Below are 23,145 nucleotides of genomic sequence, written 5' to 3'. Positions count from 1 at the left end.
TATTATTCAGGTATAATCATTGAACATGCATATATTTCCAGTTCCGCTAAAGTAAAGAAAGCGGTACCGCTGGTCGTTTCGGTTGTTTCGAACCAAAGAAACCGGGAAGGCTTTGACAGGGGGATTATATCGGAGTTGTACACTTTACCGGCTCCTGCAGGAAGATCGGTAAATGTTGTTTCTTTACGTGTCCCTCCTTTGGCGATGTCCACACTGTTTCCATGAATGAGTTTCACTCCATCAAACCATAGGGCAGGGTCATAACTGTCACTTGTATATAAATTGACGGTTTTCCAGGAACTGTCTGCCGCACGTGGGCTGTTGGTAAAGCGGAATTTGAGTGCGCTTGCCTCTTCGCCTAAATCGACAATGAGGTAATGCGGCATTTCCACTTTCTGTTGCCACTGTGTATGAAAGAAGGTTGCGGTACTTCCATCTGCGACATCCTTTGCCGGGTGGGCGGCAAAGGGGGCGTTAGTCCATATCTTTTTACCGTCCAACTTCAACTTTACGGGAGTGCCGAATGTCGGATTGGCTTTCTCGGAACGGGCTGTTATCTGGTGAATGACTCCCGCCGTATAGCCTTTGTTAAAAGGCTGTACGGTGATGTTTATATCTCCATATTTTTGTAGCAGATTGTCTATAATCAACTCGTTTGTGTATTGGCTGACTTGTTTCTTATAAGACTTTCCAGTGGCTTCGATGGTATATTCAGCTTGTACATAATATAGATTTTCATCGGTGGGGTTGGTCCAGTTCAAGATTATTTGTCCCGGGGCGGAAGTAGCTTTCAGGTTCTCTATATCACTGGGGATGGGGTAGGATGACTTGTCATCGTTGCAGGAACAAAGAATAACCGCTCCTCCTATCAAGCATACTGCTGTAAGTTTCTTTTTCATAATCTCATTCATTTTATTAAGGTTATTATTCATGTGACGGGTTAGTATCCCGGGTTTTGAACCATATTCGGATTCCTGCTTACTTCACTTGCCGGGATAGGCATCAAGTATTGCCGGGGAGCGTCGAATGTGCGTTTATCTTGTATCTCTACGATTTTAGCGAAGTCTTCCAGGTTTTTCGCAAGGATATTCAGGCCGCATGCCTTGACATTGAAATAAGTATCTCCCATTTTCCAGCGGCGTATATCCCAGAAATTGTGATTTTCCTGATAAAGTTCAATCATACGTTCTTGTCTGACTATATTCATGACTCTTCCGTCCGGGCCACATTGTCCCTCATAGTTGGTTAAAGGGTGCTTGGCATGCGCCCAAGCCTCCAGTACGGGTTTTATTCCGGCACGTTTGCGCACTTTGTCCAGATAAAGCATTCCTTTTTCAGGATATCCTTCTTTTCCGTATCCTACGCAGGCTTCCGCATAGTTCAGATAAAGCTCTGCCAGACGTATTACGGGCCATGGATATTCTATTGTTGGTTCCACACTATTTACGCTGGCTTCTATTCCGGGGTGTACGCCTTTTTTATTCAGATATCCTGTTTTGGAATAATTCTGGCTACGCGCCGAAGTGATTACCTTTCCGTCGTCGGCTCTTACACCGCAGTTCTCTGTTGCCAGAAATCCGGTTACCCATTTATTGCCGTCGGAGCGCTCGGCATTCCATAATTTATGGTATGCATATCTTTTATCATTCGTACGGCATTCATAGTAGCCGTTTTCAAAGGCTATCCATGCGTAAAAACGGGGCTCACGGTTCATGTTCATATACAATGTTCTTTTTCCCGGTTCGGCATAAGTCGTACCTGCCGGAATGGTGACAATGTCCAGCTTGTTTTCTGGGTTGAAAGCAGGATCTTCGTCAATAGGTAGCCCGTTTGAGGTGTAAAAACGGTCAATCATGACCATAGTGGGGGCAATACCGTTCCATGAACCACGGGGAAAGAAGGGTATGGATTTGCGTTGGATGCTATAGACACCGGCTTTACGGGTTTCCGGATAAATAATCTCTTTGAAATTTTCCTTGTCGATGAAAGTCATGCGAAGTGAACGCTCCGTGATATCTGCCGGTTCGGGGTAAGCACTGCTTGCCGTGGCTTCATAAAGTTCGTGACCGGCTTGTTCTGCGGCTTGAATAGCATCCCAGGCTGCATCTGCCGCACGTTTGTATTTTTCTTCCGAGTACTTGGCGGGCATGAGTTGTTCGCCATCCGGATTCTTGAAATCTGTATAGTCGGGATTGCCGTTGAAAAGAGGGGATGCGGCATAAAGCAACATACGCGCTTTCAGGCTTTTTGCGATGATGCTGGTGGCGCGTCCGTAGTCTGAACTATTGCGCGTGGCGGGCAGTCTGGAGGCCGCGTCGTCCAGCAAGTCGGCTATCCAGTTTATGCACTCATCGTATGGACGGCGGCTCAGCATATTGGCAGCCGGAGTGTCCAATGGAGGAAGTTCTTTGACCAGAATGCTGGGACCGTAGCATTTGACCAGCAACAAATGAAAGTATGCGATGAGAAAATCGGCTTCTGCTGTATAGAGGTCGATATCCTCTTGGTTGATTCCGGGAACGGAAGCGATGTTCGCTTTCAGCAGATAGCATTGACGTATGCCTTGGAACAGGGTATTCCAATAGCTGATGATGGTATTGCTGGAGTCATAAGAACCTTCTGCGAATTTTACATATTTCTCGGCGAACGGACTGATGGTCTCATCTCCGGTGAAATCCATACATGATTGGACTTTGTTGGATTGAGGCAAATAGCCGTAGCATGAATACAGGTAACGCAAGGTAGCGCGGGGATTGGCAAAAGCATCCTTTTCGGTAGCTGTTTCATCGGGCACAATATCCAGATAATTACAGGAGGTGTTCAAGCCTGTAATCAGTAGTAGTACAAATAAATATAGTGTATTTTTTTTCATGGCTTTAAGGTGTTATTTGTTATTGATAGTCATTTGAAATCCAATGTTGAAAACACGCTGGGTAGGATAGGAAAGTCCGTTTCCGCCTCCCTGTTCAGGGTCCCATAATTTGAACGGAGCAAATGTGAGCAAGTTGGAACCGCTGATATATAGTCTCATGTGTTTGTATGTATAGCCTATTTCTGCGTTCTTCAATTTCAGAAAAGCTCCATTGCGTTCCCAATAACTGGAGTTCTTGTTGTTGTTAGAGTTGGTCTTGCGTGACAGGCGCGGATACGTTGCGTTGGTGTCTTGATTGTCGGGACTCCAGCGTTCGTCCGCCACCCATGACAGCACATTACGTAGCATATTGTCACCGAAAGGATGGAAATTATTGAGGATGAAGGAGGTTCTTGAGACTCCTTGGAAGAAGAAGGAGAAATCCAGGTTTTTCCATTTGATGGAAGGGCCGAATCCATAGACTATTTCCGGTATAACCGGATATTTGGACCATACCCAGTCGTCTGTATCGGTCAGGTTGTCCTCATACCCGTACCAGTCTTTTGAAATGTTGATGTATTTAATGTCGCCCGGGCTGATAATCATTCCTAGTTGTTGAGGATGGTGTGCAATGTCTTGGGCATCTATAAAGAGTCCGTCGGATACGTAAATTCCATTCGTATTGGCACTGACTCCTATTTTGGACTGCCATGGATATTTGGGAGCTTCGTCATATTTGGTGATTTTATTGTGTGCGTATGTAAAGGTTCCCTTGAAACTGACAAACCATTCTTTGTTTATTTTTTTATTATAATTGGCTGCCAATTCAAAGCCCTGGTTACGCATGGCGGCAAGGTTACCATATACTTTCGTACTGGCTGTGCCCATATAGGTAGGAATCGTCTGCTTTTGCTGGAAAATGTCGCGCCGGTTTTCGCGGAAGATATCAAAAGTCAAGTCTAATGAACGGAATAATTGCAAATCTACTCCGAAGTTTAGCTTTTCACCGACCTCCCACGTAATATTCTCATTGGCGTAACGCTGATAAACAGGACCGTTGTAGGTGACATTCTGGTTGATTCCTGTTGTGTAACCTATTCCGTTCAGGTCTATTTGTGACATATAGATAAATCGGCTGCCGTTTATCTGGTCATTACCCACCAGTCCCCATGAACCACGTAACTTCAATTTGGAGACAATGTTTTTCAAAGGCTTGAAGTAAGGCTCCTCGCTGATGTTATAGCCTAAGGCTACAGAGGGAAAGAAACCGAATCGGTGTCCTTTGGCGAAATTCTCCGAACCATTGTATCCCACATTTACTTCAGCCAGGTATTTTCCCGCATACGTGTAGGAGGCACGTGCGGCAAGGCCTTGCTTGCGCTGAGGCAGCGAACCGATAAAGTTGCCATTGCCCGGTACGTTATTGACCAGCTCATCCTGGTTATAGATTATCATAGCGTTTACATCGTGTTTATCAAAGGTACGGCTGTAGTTGAGCATACCTTCTATATAGAAGCGACGGTTGCCTGAGGTTGAATTGCTGGCGGACAGGTTGGTCTGGTATTCATCTCCGATCCGGCTTGTCATATAGTTGTAACCTCCGTTCCCATCTTCTTCATAGCCTGTCAACGAGAACTTGTTCCAATGTCCCGAGCGCATGTTATTGGAAGACGACCAGTTTTTAAATGAAGCCAGTGCCTTAAAACTTAATCCCTTTGTGATGAAATTTAACTTTTGGTTAAACTCCAGTGCAGCGATTACTGTGCTTTGGAAGCCTTTATTGTATCCGGTGGCGGCTTGAGCTACAGGGTTTGTCTGGTAATCGGCATTGATACGTTCCGTAGATCCCCATTTGACATAAGGAGTACTACCGTCATCCGGAAAATAAACCGGAAATTCTACCGGTGAAGTATCCATGGCATTGGTAAAAATGGCGCCTACTCCCTGATTGGGACTGGTCATGTCGCGCAACTGTACATTCAGCCGTAAAGATAATTTTGATGTTTTACTTAGCTCGGCGTTAATGTTGTTCTGAAAGTTGTAGCGCATGATGTTAATGTTGTTGCTGTAAGAGAAGAAGTCTCTCGAACGGTTTTTGAGCATTCCCGACTCGTGGTTGACAGAGATGCTGGAAAAATAGTTCACCCGTTTACCTCCGCCACGTATGTTGAAGTTAAACTTCTCGTTGAAGGCATGGTTGGTAAACAATTCATCATACCAGTTTACGTTCGGATAAATGTAAGGATTCAATCCGGCGCGTGTGCCGGCTATTTTTTCTTCGCTGTATAGTACGTCGCCACTGTTGTCGTTGTTTACCGCTTCATTGAAAAGCTCCATATAGGTGGCGCCGTTTACGAATCTGGGTGTACTGGTAGGCTGAGACATTTGCGCTTCCATGCGGAAGTTAATAATAGGTTTGTCTAGGTTCATGCCCGATTTGGTGGTTACAATCATTACACCGTTGGCTCCTCTGGTTCCATACATTGCCGTGGCGGTGGCGTCTTTCAGGATAGAGAAGTTGTCTATGATTTCAGGGTCTAAATTGTTTAAGTCACTGGAACTGACTTGTACTCCGTCTAGAATGATAAGTGGGTTGGTGACTCCGTTCATGGTGGAAACACCTCGAATCCAGAAGTTCGCTCCGTCGGCACCCGGCTGTCCGCTCCGTTGCACGGCGACAACTCCTGCCAAGCGTCCTGCAAATGCGGTGGACAGGTTGGTGGAAGGTATTTGCAGTTCCGATGGTTTGATGGATTCTACCGATCCTACCATGCTTGCCTTTTTCTGTCCGGTACCATAGGCGGTGATAACCACTTCGTCCAGTTGCTTGCTGTCCTCGTGCAACTCGATGGAGAACAGTTTGTGCGATCCTATTTTTATTTCCTGAGATATATAGCCTATAAAGGAGATGACAATGGCATCCGATGGGGAAGCCATTATTTTGAACTGCCCGTCTAAATCGGTAATTGTTCCGGTAGAAGTGCCTTTCAACTGTACAGAAGCCCCGATGATGCCCTCGCCTGTATCGGCATCGGCTACAACGCCCACTATTTCCGTCTTTCTTTCTTTTTGTTTGGATTGCTGGGGAGCTTGTTTTGCTGTGCCTTTCAAGATAATTTCATTGTTCTTGATAACGTAGGTAATGCCGCTGCCGGTAAATACCCCTTTCAGGATCTCATGGATGTCTCCTTCCAGATTGTAGTCTTTCTTTTCTGTTTCGGACAGCATACCTGATTTAAAGAAGAATGTGTACGTGCTGTTGGCTTCAATGATCTGAATCGCTTCTTGCATGGTTATACTTTCTCCTTTGAGAATAATTTTCCTGCTTTGTCCTGTGTTGTGAGCGTGTATTGTCGGTGGCAGGAAACAAAACAGCAAGACTGCATATTTTAATATGCAGCTAAAAGAATACATATTTTTCATGATTTTAAAAAGGTTAGAAATGAATATTATGAATAATTAATTTAGGTACTTGTCAGAACAAAATAATGGAATCTTTTTCAGTCTTCATTTGCAGATCCAGACTGATGCATATTTTTTCTATGATGTCTTTCAACGGCTCGTTTTTATGTATGGTCCCGTTAAAACGCAATTCTTTCAGGCCTTTTCCTTTGATGATGACCTGCGTGTCATGGGAGCGGTTGATAAACTCTACGAACTCCTGCAAAGGTTTGTTGGTGAAATGGTATTTGTCTGATCGCCAGTCATATTCGTTGGCATCTATATTGGTACATACCACTGATTTTGTATGCATGTTGTATATGATCCGTTCATTGGTGCTCATTGGTATTTCTTCCTGTCCTTTCTCTGCCTGAAATTTGATGGAACCTGTAAATAAGGTGATTTCCGATTCGGAATCTCCCGATTTGATATTGAATTCAGTTCCTGTCACTTCGACATGCGACTGGTGGAAAAAAACGCTGAACGGTGCCCCTTGCTTCTTTTTAACCTTAAAGAACGCTTCTCCTTTTTTTAAAAAGACTTTTCTGTTATCCGAAAAGGATTTGTGATAACAGATTTCGGATGCTTCATTAAGCCATACTTCCGAACTGTCGGGGAGCATGAATACGCGTTTTTCCTGGGTATATGTACTGATTTTGATGTATGATGATGACAGGTTATTGACCAACCAGCAGCTGACAATGAAAAGTACAATAGTAGCGGCAATGGAATATCCCATCCGGAAATATTTTTTGTTGTATGATACCGGCTGTTTGGCACTGTGGCATCTTGCCATCACTTTATGGAGTATGGTTTGTGAAGATACATTTTCTTCCCAATGTTTTTTGGGAGCTTTTTCCCATTGCCGGGCCTGGAAGCGGATCATGGGCTTCTCGTTGAGAAGCTGTTCTCTTTCAGAAGCGGTTAATTTGTCCGTCAGCATCCTTTTTATAGTATTAATGAGATTTGTTGCATTCATAAAATTCTCTTTTTTATCGGGTTATGCACTAAATACGCTTTATGTGCCTCTTACCCCTATACCATTAAAAAAAAAGTGTTTTATTTTTGTTTCTCTTGAAATAATACATAGCTTTGACGCCATTAATACTTGTACAGATATGAGCGAGAGAGAAAAAGTAATAGCTGTAAAATATGGTGATCATCAGGCTTTTGTGGAATTATACAATGACTATTGGGGGCAGGTATATGACTTTAGCAGGTTGTATATCAGTAGGGTTGCCGATGCTGAGGAAATTGTTCAGGATGTGTTTGTGAAGTTATGGGAATCCAGACATCTACTGAAAGAAGATGAGAGTTTCAAAGGCTTTCTTTTTATTATTACCCGGAACATCGTTTTCAGTAGAAACAGAAAAAAGGTGAATGAGAATCTGTTTAAAACTTCCGTTCTTTCAGCTTTCGGAAATGAAAGTAATTATAATTCGAATAGTGTGGAGGAAGAGTATTGCGCATCTCAGCTGGCCGTTTTTATTGATAAGTTGATTGGTTCACTTCCCGAACAGCAAAAGAGGTGTTTTTTACTGAGCAGGGAAGAGAACTTAAGTTATAAAGAAATAGCCGAAAGGCTTGGCATCAGTCCAAAGACAGTGGAGATACACATGGGAAAGGCTTTGAAGTTCTTAAAAAACAGCATAGAACGGGGATGGGAGATTTTATTGTCGCTTCTCTCATTTTAGTGAGTGGAAGTGTAAGCTTCAGAACACCATGAATAAAACCTTTCGGTAATGAGGTACAAGATATGGCATGCTGATCAGACTCTCTTTATTGAAAACCGGATGTTCAAACAATCTGTTTAGTTTTCTGTTTATTACAACATAACAGAAACTAAACAGTGTATGCATTACAAAATATTTTTAGGTGTTCTTTTGTTCCCGGTTTCATTATCAGCTCAGAATGGGGAATTATCTTTGACATTGGAACAATCTGCCAGCCTGATGAATAAGGGTAACCGCACGTTGCAAATGGCGGATAAGGCTGTGGGTATAGCCCGTAGTGAGCGACAAAAGATGAATGCTTTCTGGTATCCGTCTTTGAACGCATCGGGTGCATACGTTCATTTATCCAACAAGATTGAGGTTAAGGAGCCTTTAAAGCAATTTACCGATCCGGCAAAAGACTTTGTGCATTCCATTGTGCCCGATGATCAATTTATTTCTTCCATTCTTGATAACATAGGTGCGCATACCCTTACTTTTCCTTTATTGGAACGTAACCTGACGACCATAGATGCTAATGTGACGTGGCCGCTTTTTACAGGAGGGAAACGAATCTTTGCGACCCGTATCGGTAACCGTATGGTGGATTTAGCTGAGGTAGGCAGGGAAGAGGCGGGAGCCATTTTGCAATCGGAACTGGTGGAGACTTATTATGCCTTGCGTCTGGCTCAAAGAGTGGTGGATGTGCGCGAGCAAACTTTTCTAGGCCTTCAGAAACATTATCGTAATGCTATGAAACTGGAGGAGAATGGTATGATAAACAAGGCCGAACGCCTCTTTGCCCAGGTCACCATGGATGAAGCCAAACGTGAGCTGGAATCTGCCCGGACAGATTTGAACGTAGCGCAAAATGCGTTGAAAGTCTTGTTGAATGTGGAAGATGCCACTTCCATCCATCCCAGTTCTCCTTTGTTTATGAATCATGACCTGCCCGATGAACTTTATTTCAAGAATCTGGTAGGTACCGGTAACTATGTGGTGAGCAAATTGCGGATACAGGAGGTGATGGCCGACAATCAGTTAAAAATCAGTAAAAGTGCGTATATACCTACCATTGCACTGTTTGGAAAACAGACACTTTATGCCGATAATCTTCCGAAAAACCTGATGCCCCGTACCTTGATAGGGGTGGGGTTTACTTGGAATATATTCGACGGACTGAACCGTGAAGCCAATATCCGCCAGGCACGTCTCACCAAACAGACTTTGCAACTGGGGCGTGAAAAGGCGCAGAATGACTTGGGAGTTCTAGTGGACAAGCTGTATAGCGAGATTCAGAAGGCAAAAGATGATGTGGCCACACTCAATACCACGATTGAGATGAGCCGTGAACTGGTGCGTATCCGTAAAAAGTCCTTTCAGGAAGGTATGGCTACCTCTACCGATGTGATTGATGCGGAAACCATGTTGTCCAAGGTGCAGATTGCTTTCTTGCTGGCTTATTATAAATATGATGTGGCACTGGCCTCCCTGCTCTCTACCTGTGGAATGCCCGAAAGCTTCTGGCAGTATAGCCGTACCGGACAAACCGAGAACTTTATATTCGAAAAATAATAAAAAAAGAAAACAATATGGAAAAAGAGAAGAAACAGTTGGGAGTCGCTTTTATCGTTATTCTTGTGGCCATTGTTATGGTGTCTGCCATCGGGATTATAGCTATGAGCAATAAACCGGTTGTATTACAGGGGCAGATAGAAGCTACCGAAATACGGATTTCAGGAAAACTGCCCGGTCGAATTGATACCTTTCTGGTCCGGGAAGGACAGTTTGTAAAGATGGGCGACACCTTGGTAGTGATTAACAGTCCTGAGGCTTGGGCGAAGTTCCAGCAGGTGAATGCCTTGGAAGATATTGCGAAATATCAGAACAAGAAAATAGACGACGGTACACGTCGGCAGATCGTCCGTTCGGTGGAAGAATTGTGGAACAAGTCAAAGAGTGACTTGCAACTGGCCAAGGTGACGTACGACCGTATTCAGGCGCTCTACAAAGACAGCGTGGTCACCAGCCAGCGGAAAGATGAAGTGGAAGCCTTGTATAAAGCTGCTGTTGCCGCCGAACGGGCGGCGCATCAACAATATTTGTTAGTGAAGGACGGAGCGCAGAAAGAGGATAAAGAGAGTGCCCGCTCCCTGGTGGATGCGGCTCGGGGCACTGTGAATGAGGTCCAGGCCTTGTTGATGGACGCCCGCCTCACAGCTCCCGAAGACGGGCAGATATCAACCATCTATCCCAAGCGCGGGGAACTGGTAGGAGCGGGGACTCCCATTATGAGTCTGGTAGTACTAGATGACTGCCATGTCGTGCTTAATGTCCGTGAGGACTATATGCCTTATTTCCGCATGAACGAGAATTTCATTGGAGATATTCCGGCTCTTGATGTAAAAAACAAGGCATTTAAGATCAATTACATCAGCCCGTTGGGGAGTTTTGCCACTTGGCGATCCACCAAGCAGACGGGGACGTACGATATGAAAACTTTTGAAATTCATGCGCTGCCTGTAGAGCCGATGGAGGGATTAAGACCGGGTATGTCCGTCTTGGTAAATCTGGATGAATTGAAATGATGAAAGGATAACGGTGTTATTCTGATTGCAGCGAATGGTAAATATAAATGAACTACTTGAATGAAACAATCTCCTTTTATAGCGGTATTGAAACGTGAACTGGACCGTATGGTTTCCCGGCGCATTTATTTTGCGTCGTGTATCGTCTTGCCCTTATTCTCGATCTTTTTTATGGCTACAATTTTTGGTAACGGACAGATGGAGAATCTGCCAGTGGGTGTTGTGGATGGTGATAATACGGCTACTTCTCGTGAGATCATTCGTATGACCGAGGCTGTTCCTACTTTTCGCATCACCCGGCATTATGCCGATGAAGCAGAAGCCCGGGCAGATGTGCAGCGGAAAAATATTTATGGATACCTCAGTATTCCATCTGGTTTTGAAGCAAAGGTGATGGATGGTAAGGAAACAGCTCTGACTTATTATTACCATTATGCATTGATGAGTGTGGGAAGTGAGATTCACGGAGCATTTCAAAGTTTGTTGAAAAATATCTCGGTAGTTCCCATTGTCACTCATGCTGTAGCATTGGGTATAAATCAGGAAGAGATAGAATCTTTTCTGTTACCGGTCGCCACACAGAATCATCCGTTATTTAATCCTGATATGGACTATTCGGTTTATCTTACGCAGCCATTCTTTTTCGTTTTTCTGCAAGTTATCTTATTGTTGGTCACCACATATTCCATTGGCAGTGAAGGGAAATTTCATACTTCAGCCAACTGGCTGGCGGTGGCAGATGGGAATATCTGGGTGGCGGTCACTGCCAAGTTGCTTCCATATAGTTTTATCTTCATCGCTATGAGCATTCTGGCAAACTATGTCTTTTTTGGTGTTATGCACATACCGATGGATTGTGGCTTTTGGGCGTTGAATCTTACTTCGATACTGTTGGTCATTGCTACGCAGGCGCTGGCTGTTTTTCTGTTCTCTCTTTTTCCTGCGTTGAGTATTATTATCAGTATTGTTTCTATGGTAGGGTCGTTGGGCGCTACCCTTGGCGGGGTTACTTTTCCGGTTCCTCACATGTTTGCACCGGTGCATTATGCCTCTTATCTTTTCCCTGTCCGTCACTTTGTCGAGATTGGGCAGAATCTCCTTTATGGCAACTATGGTTATGCGTATATGTGGGGCAACGTAGCCTGTCTGTTGTTGTTCCTTATTCCTCCCTTATTGTTGTTGCCTCATTTGAAACGATCTTTAATCAGTAGGAAATATGACGATATTGAATAATATACTAGCTGTATCTTGGCGCGAGTTCCGTGTGATATGTACCCGCTATTCCATTTTATTGGTACTCAGCGGTGGCATCTTTGTGTATGGATTACTTTATAACTATATGTATGCCCCCAATGTGGTGCGCAATGCTCCGGTGGCGGTCGTGGATATGAGCCGCACTCCGTTGAGCCGCAGTTACATCCGTTTGCTGGATGCCACTCCGCAGGCACAAGTTTTGACAAACAATGCTGATTTGCCTGCTGCCAAGGAATTGATGAAATGTGATGAAGTAGTAGGTATTGTTTACATTCCATCGGATTTTGATGCTCGTGTGGGGCGTGGGGAAGAAGCGATCTATATCATGTATAGCACTACTACAGCTTTTCTATATTTTGCTTCCATGCAGGAGGCGTCTGCTGGAGCCATGCTTGCTGTGAATGATGATGTCCGTCCCGGGCAAGTGGTTTTTCTGCCCCGGAATGATATACAGCCGGTAGTTCAGACAAGGCCCATTGATGTGGTGGGGATTGCTCTGTATAATTACACCGATGGTTATGGCACTTATTTGATACCTGCCGTATTGATGGTTGTTATTTTTCAGACGTTGATATTTGTTATCAGCATGCTGAGTGGAAAGGAACGTGAAACGGGAGATATACTGAGGTTTGCAGGTCCAGAAGGGAGCGATCTTTCTTTTTCACGTATGGCGTCCGTGGTAATCGGAAAATCATTTACTTATTTAGTTTTTTATGCCTTGTTTTCCATCTTTTTACTAGGGCTTCTTCCTCTAGTTTTCCAATTGCCTCATTTGGCGCATCCGTGGAAAATAGTGTCACTTATGATACCTTATATTCTTGCTACCAGCTTTTTGGGACTGGCCTGTTCGTTATTCTTTAGTGATAGTGATGCTCCATTGTTGTTGGTGGCTTTTTTCTCTGTAGGATTGATTTTCTTGTCCGGAGTATCTTATCCGCTGGAGTTAATGCCTTGGTATTGGCAATGGGTTCATTATATAATTCCTGCAGCTCCCGGAACTTTGGCTTTTGTTAAGATAACCTCTATGGGAGCAGGGATGTCTGAAATCAGTCAGCAATATGTTATCTTATGGATACAATGTGCGATATACTTTGTTTTGGCTTGCCGGGTTTATCGTTATAATATAAAAAAAGCAAAGTATAAAGATAGGACTCTTTTGGGTTGATGAAGGCCGGGTAGTTGTATTGTCCAATGGCTTCTTCGGAAATACACTGAAAATCCTGGAAAAAGAATTGGATTAGTTCCTTGTAACAACGGATAACAGCGTAAACAATATTTTCATAGCCAATCAATGGATAAAACAAAAGGGAGTACGAATCCATTTTGTATGAATCGTATTCTATAGTGGCGGCATCCTGATTTAGTTTCACAGTTCGTGTTTCGGCAGCAATGTCCTCCTGTACAGTCAGTACAACCTTTTCCTTTCGCATTTTCTCAGTCTCATTTTCTCTGGCGGTAATTTTCAACTGCAAGCCTTCGTCTGTCTGTGATGATTTTTTTATGCGGTAAAGAGGGCTGCTGCCACCACTTTTCTTCATTTTTTTTCGGATGCCCGGTGCTTTCCGGCTGTTTTTTTTCGGTGCTGGTGTCCGGTGCTGCTGATGTGTACGGTCCGCCTTGTTCACCTTGAAGGAGTCAACTGATATCATAACTAAGTATTAACTCCGTCAACCATCCTTACAAGTAAGATGAAGTAGTAGTCAGCCTGAAGCGTTAAGCTACAATGAATGAGCATACGGACAAGGAGTTTCAACCGGTTCCGTCCGGCTGAAACTTTAGTTCCATCCGGCTGAAACTTCAGTTCCATCCGGCTGAAACTTCAGTTCCGTCAGTAGTGAAACTACCGTTCCGCCGGATTGCAACTGTGGCTTTGACTGTATGCAACCGTGGTTCTGGCTGTCCGCAACCGGATTCCCGTCAGGTTGCGGTCAATGTCTTGTCCTTCATCAGGCTCCGTTCTGCCGGTCCGGTTTCCGGTTTCTGTCTGTCCGTACCCGTCTTCTTTTCCCTGCGTTTGGTCCTCCTCCGCCTCCTGTCTTTTCCCCCTCTTCCGGACGTTTTGGGATAAAAATGGATAAAAGTGGTGGCAGCATCCCTTTTTTCTGTATAAAAAAAGGTGCTGCCACCACCCCTTGAGACGCCCTGTCCATCGTGGTTTCAGAGGGTTGGGTGGTAGCAGTGGCAGCAGTTTTGCAAAACTCTGTTGTAGGTGTTTTATGTGAATCGTCCGGGTGTGTACGGAATTCTCCGGATATGTATGTGAAATGCCCTTTCCTTTCCGGCCCGGACATCCTTGTCCTTTCGGAAAAGGATGAGGCCGTTCTCCAAAAAGATGATGGCCTTTTTTTAAAAGATGATGGTCTTTTCCAAAAAGATGCCGGTCCTTTTAAAAAAGGTCCTGATGTTTTTTGCCGCTGCCGTAATCCGCTTCCTTTCCCATTCTTTCCCTTTTCTCCTCCCGTCTACGCACCTGTATGCGCACCCGCACGCCCGCGCGTGAATATTATAATGTGTGTCCCTTTCCCCTCCTCCGGAGTCCGCTTAAAAAACATGTCCTATAACATATCTCTGTATCAGCCTGTTACAAACAAGTTTCAAAAAAGTTCAGGAAAAACCGTAAGATATGTTTGGCTGTTAAGTTAAAACCGTCTACCTTTGCAACCGCAATCGGGAGAGATGCGGCACTGACAAAACAGTGTGACCGACTTGGTGATACAAACGTAGGAGCGTTGCTTTCCTTTATAAGGATCTGCACCCGGTATCTTACCTTAGCGTGGCTAAGGGAGCGAGAACGGATAAGACCTTTCGGAACGTACAACCGGCCGCCTTGAAAAAAAGTTTTAAAAAACTTTCGAAAACATTTGGTGGTTAAAATTAAATCCCTTACCTTTGCATCCGCTTTCGAAACCGATAGCACAACAAGAAGAAGAGTTCTTTGAAAGACTTATAGATAAACAAACAAGTAGTACAAGCCTATACATTATATAGTATATATGGTGTTATAGAAAAAACAAGAACCGTCAATAATTGATATTGATAGATCTGGATCCTTGAGCAGATTATCAACTTAAATGTTGAAAAGAATATTTTTACAATGAAGAGTTTGATCCTGGCTCAGGATGAACGCTAGCTACAGGCTTAACACATGCAAGTCGAGGGGCAGCATGGTCTTAGCTTGTTAAGACTGATGGCGACCGGCGCACGGGTGAGTAACACGTATCCAACCTGCCTTATACTCCCGGACAGCCTTCTGAAAGGAAGATTAATACGGGATGGTATCACGGGCCAGCATTTTCTCGTGATTAAAGAACTTCGGTATAAGATGGGGATGCGTTCCATTAGATAGTAGGCGGGGTAACGGCCCACCTAGTCTACGATGGATAGGGGTTCTGAGAGGAAGGTCCCCCACATTGGAACTGAGACACGGTCCAAACTCCTACGGGAGGCAGCAGTGAGGAATATTGGTCAATGGGCGCGAGCCTGAACCAGCCAAGTAGCGTGAAGGATGACTGCCCTACGGGTTGTAAACTTCTTTTATAAAGGAATAAAGTGAGGCACGTGTGCCTTTTTGTATGTACTTTATGAATAAGGATCGGCTAACTCCGTGCCAGCAGCCGCGGTAATACGGAGGATCCGAGCGTTATCCGGATTTATTGGGTTTAAAGGGAGCGTAGATGGGTTGTTAAGTCAGTTGTGAAAGTTTGCGGCTCAACCGTAAAATTGCAATTGATACTGGCAGCCTTGAGTACAGTTGAGGTAGGCGGAATTCGTGGTGTAGCGGTGAAATGCTTAGATATCACGAAGAACTCCGATTGCGAAGGCAGCCTACTAAACTGCCACTGACATTGATGCTCGAAAGTGTGGGTATCAAACAGGATTAGATACCCTGGTAGTCCACACGGTAAACGATGAATACTCGCTGTTTGCGATACACTGCAAGCGGCCAAGCGAAAGCGTTAAGTATTCCACCTGGGGAGTACGCCGGCAACGGTGAAACTCAAAGGAATTGACGGGGGCCCGCACAAGCGGAGGAACATGTGGTTTAATTCGATGATACGCGAGGAACCTTACCCGGGCTTGAATTGCACTCGAATATAGCGGAAACGTTATAGCTAGCAATAGCGAGTGTGAAGGTGCTGCATGGTTGTCGTCAGCTCGTGCCGTGAGGTGTCGGCTTAAGTGCCATAACGAGCGCAACCCTTGTCTATAGTTACTAACAGGTCATGCTGAGGACTCTATGGAGACTGCCATCGTAAGATGTGAGGAAGGTGGGGATGACGTCAAATCAGCACGGCCCTTACGTCCGGGGCCACACACGTGTTACAATGGGGGGTACAGAGGGCCGCTACCACGCAAGTGGATGCCAATCCCGAAAGCCTCTCTCAGTTCGGACTGGAGTCTGCAACCCGACTCCACGAAGCTGGATTCGCTAGTAATCGCGCATCAGCCATGGCGCGGTGAATACGTTCCCGGGCCTTGTACACACCGCCCGTCAAGCCATGGGAGCCGGGGGTACCTGAAGTGCGTAACCGCAAGGAGCGCCCTAGGGTAAAACTGGTGACTGGGGCTAAGTCGTAACAAGGTAGCCGTACCGGAAGGTGCGGCTGGAACACCTCCTTTCTGGAGAGGAATACAGATCGAAAGGTTCTTGTCCTTGTGCTGCTGGTTGTTTATTTAACATATAACTGTAGAAATACAGAGAAGAGAAAAGAAGAAGCCGGGTCTAATACAGACTAGGTTGAACTTAGTCCTATAGCTCAGTTGGTTAGAGCGCTACACTGATAATGTAGAGGTCGGCAGTTCAACTCTGCCTGGGACTACGAATCTCAAGATTCGGGGGATTAGCTCAGCTGGCTAGAGCATCTGCCTTGCACGCAGAGGGTCAACGGTTCGAATCCGTTATTCTCCACAGTCTCTGAAAAGAGAAACGGTCTATGACATATTGTACAAGCAAAAAGTAATTTTAGTAGTAAAGAGCTAGAAGTATATATCATCCCGCCGACATGCAAGTGTCAGCGAATGAATAAAGAAAGTAAGCAAGGGCGCATGGCGGATGCCTTGGCTCTCGGAGGCGATGAAGGACGTGATAAGCTGCGACAAGCTTCGGGGAGGTGCAAATAACCTTTGATCCGAAGATTTCCGAATGGGACAACCCAATATCCTGAAGGGATATTATCCTACCATGTAGGAGGCTAACGCAGGGAACTGAAACATCTTAGTACCTGCAGGAAAAGAAAATAAACAATGATTCCCCAAGTAGTGGCGAGCGAACGGGGAAGAGCCCAAACCATCCATGTTACGGCATGTGTGGGGTTGTAGGACTACGATATCGGACGAAAGCTGATGAAAAGAATGATCTGGAAAGTTCAACCACAGAGCATGAAAGTTGCGTATTTGAAGTCAGCCGAACCGTAGTAGTATCCTGAGTAGCGCGGAGCACGAGGAATTCTGCGTGAATCTGCCGGGACCATCCGGTAAGGCTAAATACTCCCGAGAGACCGATAGCGAACCAGTACCGTGAGGGAAAGGTGAAAAGCACTTCGAACAGAAGAGTGAAACAGTCCCTGAAACCGTGCGCCTACAAGCGGTCGGAGCAGCTTGAGCTGTGACGGCGTGCCTTTTGCATAATGAACCTACGAGTTGCCGTTGCCGGCAAGGTTAAGGGTGATGACACCCGAAGCCGAAGCGAAAGCGAGTCTGAATAGGGCGCCTGAGTCGGCAGTGGCAGACGCGAAACCAAGTGATCTACCCTTGACCAGGTTGAAGGCTGGGTAACACCAGCTGGAGGACCGAACCAATAAGCGTTGAAAAGCTTCTGGATGAGTTGAGGGTAGGGGTGAAAGGCTAATCAAACTTGGAGATAGCTCGTACTCCCCGAAATGCATTTAGGTGCAGCCTTGCGGGTTACTGATGTGAGGTAGAGCGACTGATAAGATGCGAGGGCTTCACCGCCTATCAAGTCTTGACAAACTCCGAATGCGCATCAGTTTTACCGCAGGAGTGAGGGCATGGGTGCTAAGGTCCGTGCCCGAGAGGAGAAGAATCCGGACCACCTGCTAAGGTCCCGAAATGACAGCTAAGTTAAACTAACGAAGTCGGACTGCCATGACAGCTAGGATGTTGGCTTGGAAGCAGCCATTCATTTAAAGAGTGCGTAACAGCTCACTAGTCGAGGAGTCCGGCGTGGATAATAATCGGGTATGAAGTTGTCTACCGAAGCAGTGGGATCATGTAAATGATCGGTAGGGGAGCATTCCACCCGGCGTCGAAGGCGTACCGTGAGGTATTCTGGAGCGTGTGGAAAAGCAAATGTAGGTATAAGTAACGATAAAGCAGGTGAGAAACCTGCTCGCCGCAAGACCAAGGTTTCCTGATCAACGCTAATCGGATCAGGGTCAGTCGGGTCCTAAGGCTCAGCCGAACGGCGAGGCCGATGGCAGAAACGGTTAATATTCCGTTACTACCTTTACGGGCGATGTGGAGACGCAGAAGTGACAGTGCCGCCATCTGACGGAATAGATGGTTGAAGGGTGTAGAAGCTGATCGTGGCAGGCAAATCCACCACGTGATTCGAACCTGAGAGTATGCCGCGTCCTCCGGGACAAGGCAATAGTGCACGTAAGCATACTGCCGAGAAAATCCGCTAAGCTATACCGTAAAGGTACCCGTACCGTAAACGGACACACGTGGTCGGGATGAATATTCTAAGGCGCTTGAGTGATTCACGGTTAAGGAACTAGGCAAACTGACCCTGTAACTTCGGGATAAAGGGTCCCTCCTCGCAAGAGAGGGCGCAGAGAATAGGTCCAGGCAACTGTTTAACAAAAACACAGGGCTGTGCGAAATCGAAAGATCCGGTATACAGCCTGACACCTGCCCGGTGCTGGAAGGTTAAGAGGAGACGTCATCGCAAGAGAAGCGTTGAATTGAAGCCCCAGTAAACGGCGGCCGTAACTATAACGGTCCTAAGGTAGCGAAATTCCTTGTCGGGTAAGTTCCGACCTGCACGAATGGTGTAATGATCTGGACGCTGTCTCAACCGTGAGCTCAGTGAAATTGTAGTATCGGTGAAGATGCCGATTACCCGCGATGGGACGAAAAGACCCCGTGAACCTTTACTATAGCTTATCATTGAATTTGGGCACGTGATGTGTAGGATAGGTCGGAGGCTTTGAAGCAGGTACGCCAGTATTTGTGGAGCCGCTGTTGAAATACGACCCTTCATTTGTTTGAGTTCTAACTCGTGATGCGAGGACACTGATTGGTGGGTAGTTTGACTGGGGTGGTCGCCTCCAAAAGTGTAACGGAGGCTTCTAAAGGTGCCCTCACGGCGATTGGTAACCGCCGGGAGAGTGTAATGGCATAAGGGCGCTTGACTGGGAGACTCACAAGTCGAGCAGGTAGGAAACTAGAGCATAGTGATCCGGTGTTTCCGTATGGAAGGGACATCGCTCAAAGGATAAAAGGTACTCCGGGGATAACAGGCTGATCCCTCCCAAGAGCTCATATCGACGGAGTGGTTTGGCACCTCGATGTCGGCTCGTCACATCCTGGGGCTGGAGAAGGTCCCAAGGGTTGGGCTGTTCGCCCATTAAAGTGGCACGCGAGCTGGGTTCAGAACGTCGTGAGACAGTTCGGTCTCTATCTATCGTGGGCGTATGAAATTTGCGTGGCTCTGACACTAGTACGAGAGGACCGTGTTGGACTGACCTCTGGTTTACCGGTTGTGCCGCCAGGTGCATCGCCGGGTATCCAAGTCGGGATCGGATAAGTGCTGAAAGCATCTAAGTACGAAGCCGGCCACAAGATTAGATTTCTCAGGGTCGTTGCAGACGACGACGTTGATAGGATGCAGGTGTAAAGATGGAGACATCAAAGCCGAGCATTACTAATTGCCCGTCCACTTTCTTTATGAAACGGATGGTGTATACCTTTAGTTTTTACTACAGAATTAAATTACGATAACAGCTTATCAATATGTCAACCTTATTCAGGTGGCTATAGCGTGAGGGTTCCACCTCTTCCCATTCCGAACAGAGAAGTTAAGCCTCACCACGCCGATGGTACTGCGTCACAGTGGGAGAGTAGGTAGCCGCCGTTTTACAGAACTCCTCCGGAACAATCAGGTTCCGGAGGAGTTCTTTTGTTATGTACGCCCGGCAGAATCCCCCGGACATGAGTCCGGAGGCTTTTTTCGGTTGATAATATATGCCATACGGCATGAGGATAAACAAGAAAATGACGGCAGTAAATCCTTTTTCTTATTTATGGGTATAAGCGAGCGCTGCTCCTAATGCCGTGCGATATTCAGCATATTCGGGTATCCAAAAATGACACTGATACATTTCTTCCATAACCGGGAATATTTCTTTGCATTGTGGCATTTTTGTCAAATTACCTATCAGGACAAAATCTTTGATATGACTATTCAGTGCAGCTAAAATGACAGATTGCCCTATGGATTGTAATACCATGTGAATGATTCCGGCCGCTACATCTTCCATAGAGGCGTTTGAGTTTGCTTTACCAAATGTGGAAGCGGTGGCATCCAAAGGAAGCCCGGGCAGAGGAGTGTTGCAAATATCCTTGATTTGTAAATCAATATTTTCTATTATACCTTTTTCAGCCATATCCACCACTTGATGAATATTTTGCGTCTTTAGTAATAGGCGCGATAGTCCTTGAATGGTTCCTCCGCCAATACCTATGCCACCTATGTGGGAGATATTTTCACCTTCTACTTTTACAAAAGAAGTGCCGGTGCCCATACTTACTACGATAAGATCCTGCAGTCGGGAATTATAGTGAGCTCCCAGACCGTTTGCCAGAAACTCATCCGTATGATCGGTAGGAAGTCCGTATAGCGGTTGGTTCACGTAAGCACTTCCCACTCCTGTCAGCATGACTTTTTCAATGTCGTTCAGGCTGATTCCATTATCATATATATACTTGCCGAAAGCACCGAATAACGAAGTGATTGGATCTTCAGCTTTTACAATCATAGGATGTTTTATGCCTTCTTTGTCCACACCTATTATCTTGGTAGTACTTCCACCTACATCTATACCTATTACCATTCCCATCTTTTTTCTTTTTTTAGTTTAAAAGAGTGCAAATATAGAGGAATTATTCGAGTGGTTATTCATATAGCCTGAATAATTTCCAATTATCTGTCCGGGGAATGGTACCCTACGCTTGGGTGCTATCCGGTTTATGGTATCTATTTATGTAGGATAAGTCCCCGGTCTTTGAATATGAGTTGTACCAGACGGAATGCTAAGTTTGTAAGCAGTATTCCCAAAGCCGCGCCAATGATGACATCAAACAGCCAGTGACGGTTGTTCAGAATGCGGGTAAATCCTGTTACTATAGCTGCTGCGTATGCTACTAATCCTACCCAATATCCTTTGAACCCATATTCTTTATAAAATAAGGTGGCTGCCATAAAGGCTGCTGCCGTATGTCCGGATGGAAAAGAGAAATAATTTGTGGCATCCGGACGGAGTACTCCGGTGGTGAGTTTCAATCCGTTTACTACCAGTTGCGTCAGTATGATTGCCAGGACTATGAAAGTGAGCAGCCGTTTCCATCCGAAACTACCCCTTATTCCTCCCAATTTCAGGCCGAGCAGAAGTATGAGTGGGAAAAGTTGCAGATAATTGTCGTATGTTTGATGGAATGCCGGAGTGTGTACATTGCGTAAGTTGCGTATATATAGGTTTGCATTCTCGAAAAAATGGGAGAAGGCTCCGTTTCCGTTTTGCAAATATACTGCGATAACAAGCAATACAGCTATGTAGAACGTGATAATTGCCACCGTTTTAATTTTTCTTATCATAAGTCTGTCTATTAATATGCTTCAAAAGTACTCTTTTCTTGCCTTATTTATTAATGCGTTCATGATGAATTTTGTTCAAACTAAGTTTTGACTTGATTATACTTACGTTAAAGTCATTTCTTTCTTTGCCAGCGTGGTTATGTTTTCTTAACAAAACGTCGTGCAGCATTATGTTATGCCCTGCATTATTATCGATAGAAAGGACTTATAAACTAGAATAATTAACTAATAAAGGAAAACGTGATGAAAAAGTTTTTTGGTTTTAATAAATTGCTTGCGTCTGTAGCGGTAATTGCTTCTGTGATGATCTTTCAATCCTGTCTGGATGATGATGATAATGGTTATTACAGATATGCGCAGCCCAATGCGCTGGTTACTGTGAAGCCGCTGGCCGACAATTCATTTTTTATGCAGTTGGATGACAGTACGACACTGCTGCCTGTCAATATGAAAAATTCTCCTTATGGTGAGAAGGAAGTGAGAGCCCTTGTAAATTTCGAACAGGTGAATGAGTCAAGCGGAGAGTATGACAAGGCTGTACATATCAACTGGATAGACAGTATCCTTACAAAACCCATTGCCGCTGATTTGGGAGATGAAAATGATGAAGTGTATGGCACTGATCCTGTAGATATGATTAACGATTGGGTAACGATTGCCGAAGATGGTTATCTGACCTTGCGTTTCAGGACCGTGTGGGGGGATCGTAGCCAGGCTCATTTTGTCAATTTGCTGATGAGCAAGAATGCTGAGAATCCTTATGAGGTAGAATTCCGCCATAATGCTTTTGGTGATGTGTACGGTGAAACTGCCGACGGGCTGGTGGCATTTAATCTGGATGCTTTGCCTGACACTGAAGGAAAAACAGTGAAACTGACATTAAAATGGAAATCGTTTAACGGGGAGAAAACGGCGGAGTTTGATTACTGTACCCGTAAGTCGACTCCTGCAAGCAGTGCAGCCATTGCAGCCGGACGAAGTGTCTTGAGATTAAAGTAAGGTTTTATAGCGAGGTGCAATTTCAATCCCTCCTGTTCTATGTGGTATAGAGCCGGAGGGATATTTATTTTGCTTTATTCGCTCATCCATACTCCTAGCATCACTCCGAGGATACCCAGTACCACACTGCCAATGACGTAGGTGAAAAAAGAGGGGTAGAGTCCGGATTTCAGTAATTGCAAGCTTTCATTGCTGAAAGTGGAGAAAGTGGTGAAGCCGCCGCAAAGTCCGATGGTGAGCATCAGTCTTATATCATTGCTGATATGAATGCGTGAGGTGAGGGTATAAAATGCCCCGATAAGTATGCAGCCCAGGATATTGACCGCGAAAGTACCCCACGGAAAATTCGTTGCTCCCTGGCGGTAAATACTAATGGTCAGCAGGTAGCGGAGCACACTTCCTGTACCTCCTCCCAAAAAGATGAATAATAGAGATTTCATAAATGTTACATTTTGATGCAAA

General features: G+C 45.2%; 14 protein-coding genes, 2 tRNA genes and 3 rRNA genes. 12 read left to right on the top strand and 7 right to left on the bottom strand.

What is annotated here, in order from left to right; all coding sequences use genetic code 11:
* Positions 1-2: 2 nt before the first annotated feature.
* Genes ACYQ0C_RS12665 through ACYQ0C_RS12650 form a run of 4 tightly spaced genes read right to left on the bottom strand, consistent with a single transcriptional unit; the run spans position 3 to position 7,271 of the window.
* Positions 3-899: a DUF4959 domain-containing protein gene (locus ACYQ0C_RS12665; protein ID WP_016276237.1), complete on the bottom strand. Its 897-nt coding sequence runs from the start codon at positions 897-899 to the stop codon at positions 3-5.
* Positions 900-940: 41 nt separating this feature from the next.
* Positions 941-2,872 carry a RagB/SusD family nutrient uptake outer membrane protein gene (locus tag ACYQ0C_RS12660; protein WP_016276238.1) on the bottom strand — a complete coding sequence of 644 codons (1,932 nt, stop codon included), beginning with the start codon at positions 2,870-2,872 and terminating at the stop codon, positions 941-943.
* A 12-nt stretch (positions 2,873-2,884) separates the two neighbouring features.
* Entirely contained in the window at positions 2,885-6,274 is a 3,390-nt protein-coding gene (locus ACYQ0C_RS12655; protein WP_032941680.1) for a SusC/RagA family TonB-linked outer membrane protein, read from the bottom strand.
* A gap of 52 nt (positions 6,275-6,326) precedes the next feature.
* Positions 6,327-7,271, bottom strand: a complete 945-nt coding sequence (locus ACYQ0C_RS12650; RefSeq protein WP_016276240.1) for a FecR family protein — start codon at positions 7,269-7,271, stop codon at positions 6,327-6,329.
* Between the two features lie 139 nt (positions 7,272-7,410).
* Here ACYQ0C_RS12650 and ACYQ0C_RS12645 point away from each other — a divergent pair, with 139 nt between their 5' ends.
* The 11 genes from ACYQ0C_RS12645 (at position 7,411) to rrf (ending at position 19,947) form a co-directional block, all read left to right on the top strand.
* The gene (locus tag ACYQ0C_RS12645; protein ID WP_016276241.1) at positions 7,411-7,986 is read left to right on the top strand and encodes an RNA polymerase sigma-70 factor; all 576 of its coding nucleotides are present in this window, start codon (positions 7,411-7,413) and stop codon (positions 7,984-7,986) included.
* A gap of 159 nt (positions 7,987-8,145) precedes the next feature.
* On the top strand, positions 8,146-9,579 hold the full coding sequence (locus ACYQ0C_RS12640; RefSeq protein ID WP_016276242.1) for a TolC family protein: 1,434 nt from the start codon (positions 8,146-8,148) through the stop codon (positions 9,577-9,579).
* 17 nt (positions 9,580-9,596) lie between these two features.
* Positions 9,597-10,592, top strand: a complete 996-nt coding sequence (locus ACYQ0C_RS12635) for an HlyD family secretion protein (RefSeq protein WP_016276243.1) — start codon at positions 9,597-9,599, stop codon at positions 10,590-10,592.
* A 60-nt stretch (positions 10,593-10,652) separates the two neighbouring features.
* Complete coding sequence (locus ACYQ0C_RS12630) at positions 10,653-11,825, top strand: ABC transporter permease (protein WP_016276244.1); 1,173 nt, start codon at positions 10,653-10,655, stop codon at positions 11,823-11,825.
* Positions 11,809-13,011: an ABC transporter permease gene (locus ACYQ0C_RS12625; RefSeq protein ID WP_025077119.1), complete on the top strand. Its 1,203-nt coding sequence runs from the start codon at positions 11,809-11,811 to the stop codon at positions 13,009-13,011. Before ACYQ0C_RS12630 ends, ACYQ0C_RS12625 begins: the two co-directional genes overlap by 17 nt.
* Before the next feature lie 713 nt (positions 13,012-13,724).
* Positions 13,725-13,982 (top strand): hypothetical protein, encoded by a 258-nt coding sequence (locus ACYQ0C_RS12620; protein ID WP_459976807.1) that lies wholly within the window; start codon positions 13,725-13,727, stop codon positions 13,980-13,982.
* A gap of 955 nt (positions 13,983-14,937) precedes the next feature.
* Positions 14,938-16,466, top strand: a 16S ribosomal RNA gene (locus ACYQ0C_RS12615).
* A 126-nt stretch (positions 16,467-16,592) separates the two neighbouring features.
* Positions 16,593-16,666 (top strand) — tRNA-Ile (locus tag ACYQ0C_RS12610).
* Positions 16,667-16,681: 15 nt separating this feature from the next.
* Positions 16,682-16,755, top strand: a tRNA-Ala gene (locus tag ACYQ0C_RS12605).
* 117 nt (positions 16,756-16,872) lie between these two features.
* Positions 16,873-19,758: ribosomal RNA gene (locus ACYQ0C_RS12600) — 23S ribosomal RNA — on the top strand.
* Positions 19,759-19,836: 78 nt separating this feature from the next.
* A 5S ribosomal RNA gene (gene rrf / locus ACYQ0C_RS12595) occupies positions 19,837-19,947 on the top strand.
* The 16S, 23S and 5S rRNA genes sit together here with 2 tRNA genes alongside, the layout of an rRNA operon.
* A gap of 160 nt (positions 19,948-20,107) precedes the next feature.
* Here the strand turns inward: rrf and coaW are convergent.
* Both coaW and ACYQ0C_RS12585 read right to left on the bottom strand, forming a co-directional pair.
* Entirely contained in the window at positions 20,108-20,929 is an 822-nt protein-coding gene (coaW, locus tag ACYQ0C_RS12590) for a type II pantothenate kinase (RefSeq protein WP_016278007.1), read from the bottom strand.
* A gap of 137 nt (positions 20,930-21,066) precedes the next feature.
* The gene (locus ACYQ0C_RS12585; protein WP_016278006.1) at positions 21,067-21,684 is read right to left on the bottom strand and encodes a phosphatase PAP2 family protein; all 618 of its coding nucleotides are present in this window, start codon (positions 21,682-21,684) and stop codon (positions 21,067-21,069) included.
* Between the two features lie 243 nt (positions 21,685-21,927).
* Here ACYQ0C_RS12585 and ACYQ0C_RS12580 point away from each other — a divergent pair, with 243 nt between their 5' ends.
* Complete coding sequence (locus ACYQ0C_RS12580; protein ID WP_016278005.1) at positions 21,928-22,683, top strand: NigD1/NigD2 family lipoprotein; 756 nt, start codon at positions 21,928-21,930, stop codon at positions 22,681-22,683.
* A 74-nt stretch (positions 22,684-22,757) separates the two neighbouring features.
* Here ACYQ0C_RS12580 and crcB read toward each other — a convergent pair whose 3' ends face one another.
* Positions 22,758-23,123 carry a fluoride efflux transporter CrcB gene (crcB, locus tag ACYQ0C_RS12575; protein ID WP_025019478.1) on the bottom strand — a complete coding sequence of 122 codons (366 nt, stop codon included), beginning with the start codon at positions 23,121-23,123 and terminating at the stop codon, positions 22,758-22,760.
* Positions 23,124-23,145: the final 22 nt, after the last annotated feature.

The sequence above is a fragment of the Phocaeicola sartorii JCM 17136 = DSM 21941 genome, assembly GCF_054653615.1.
The sequence above is the reverse complement of the archived record's forward strand: the minus strand, read 5'-3'. Positions and strand labels throughout refer to the sequence as shown.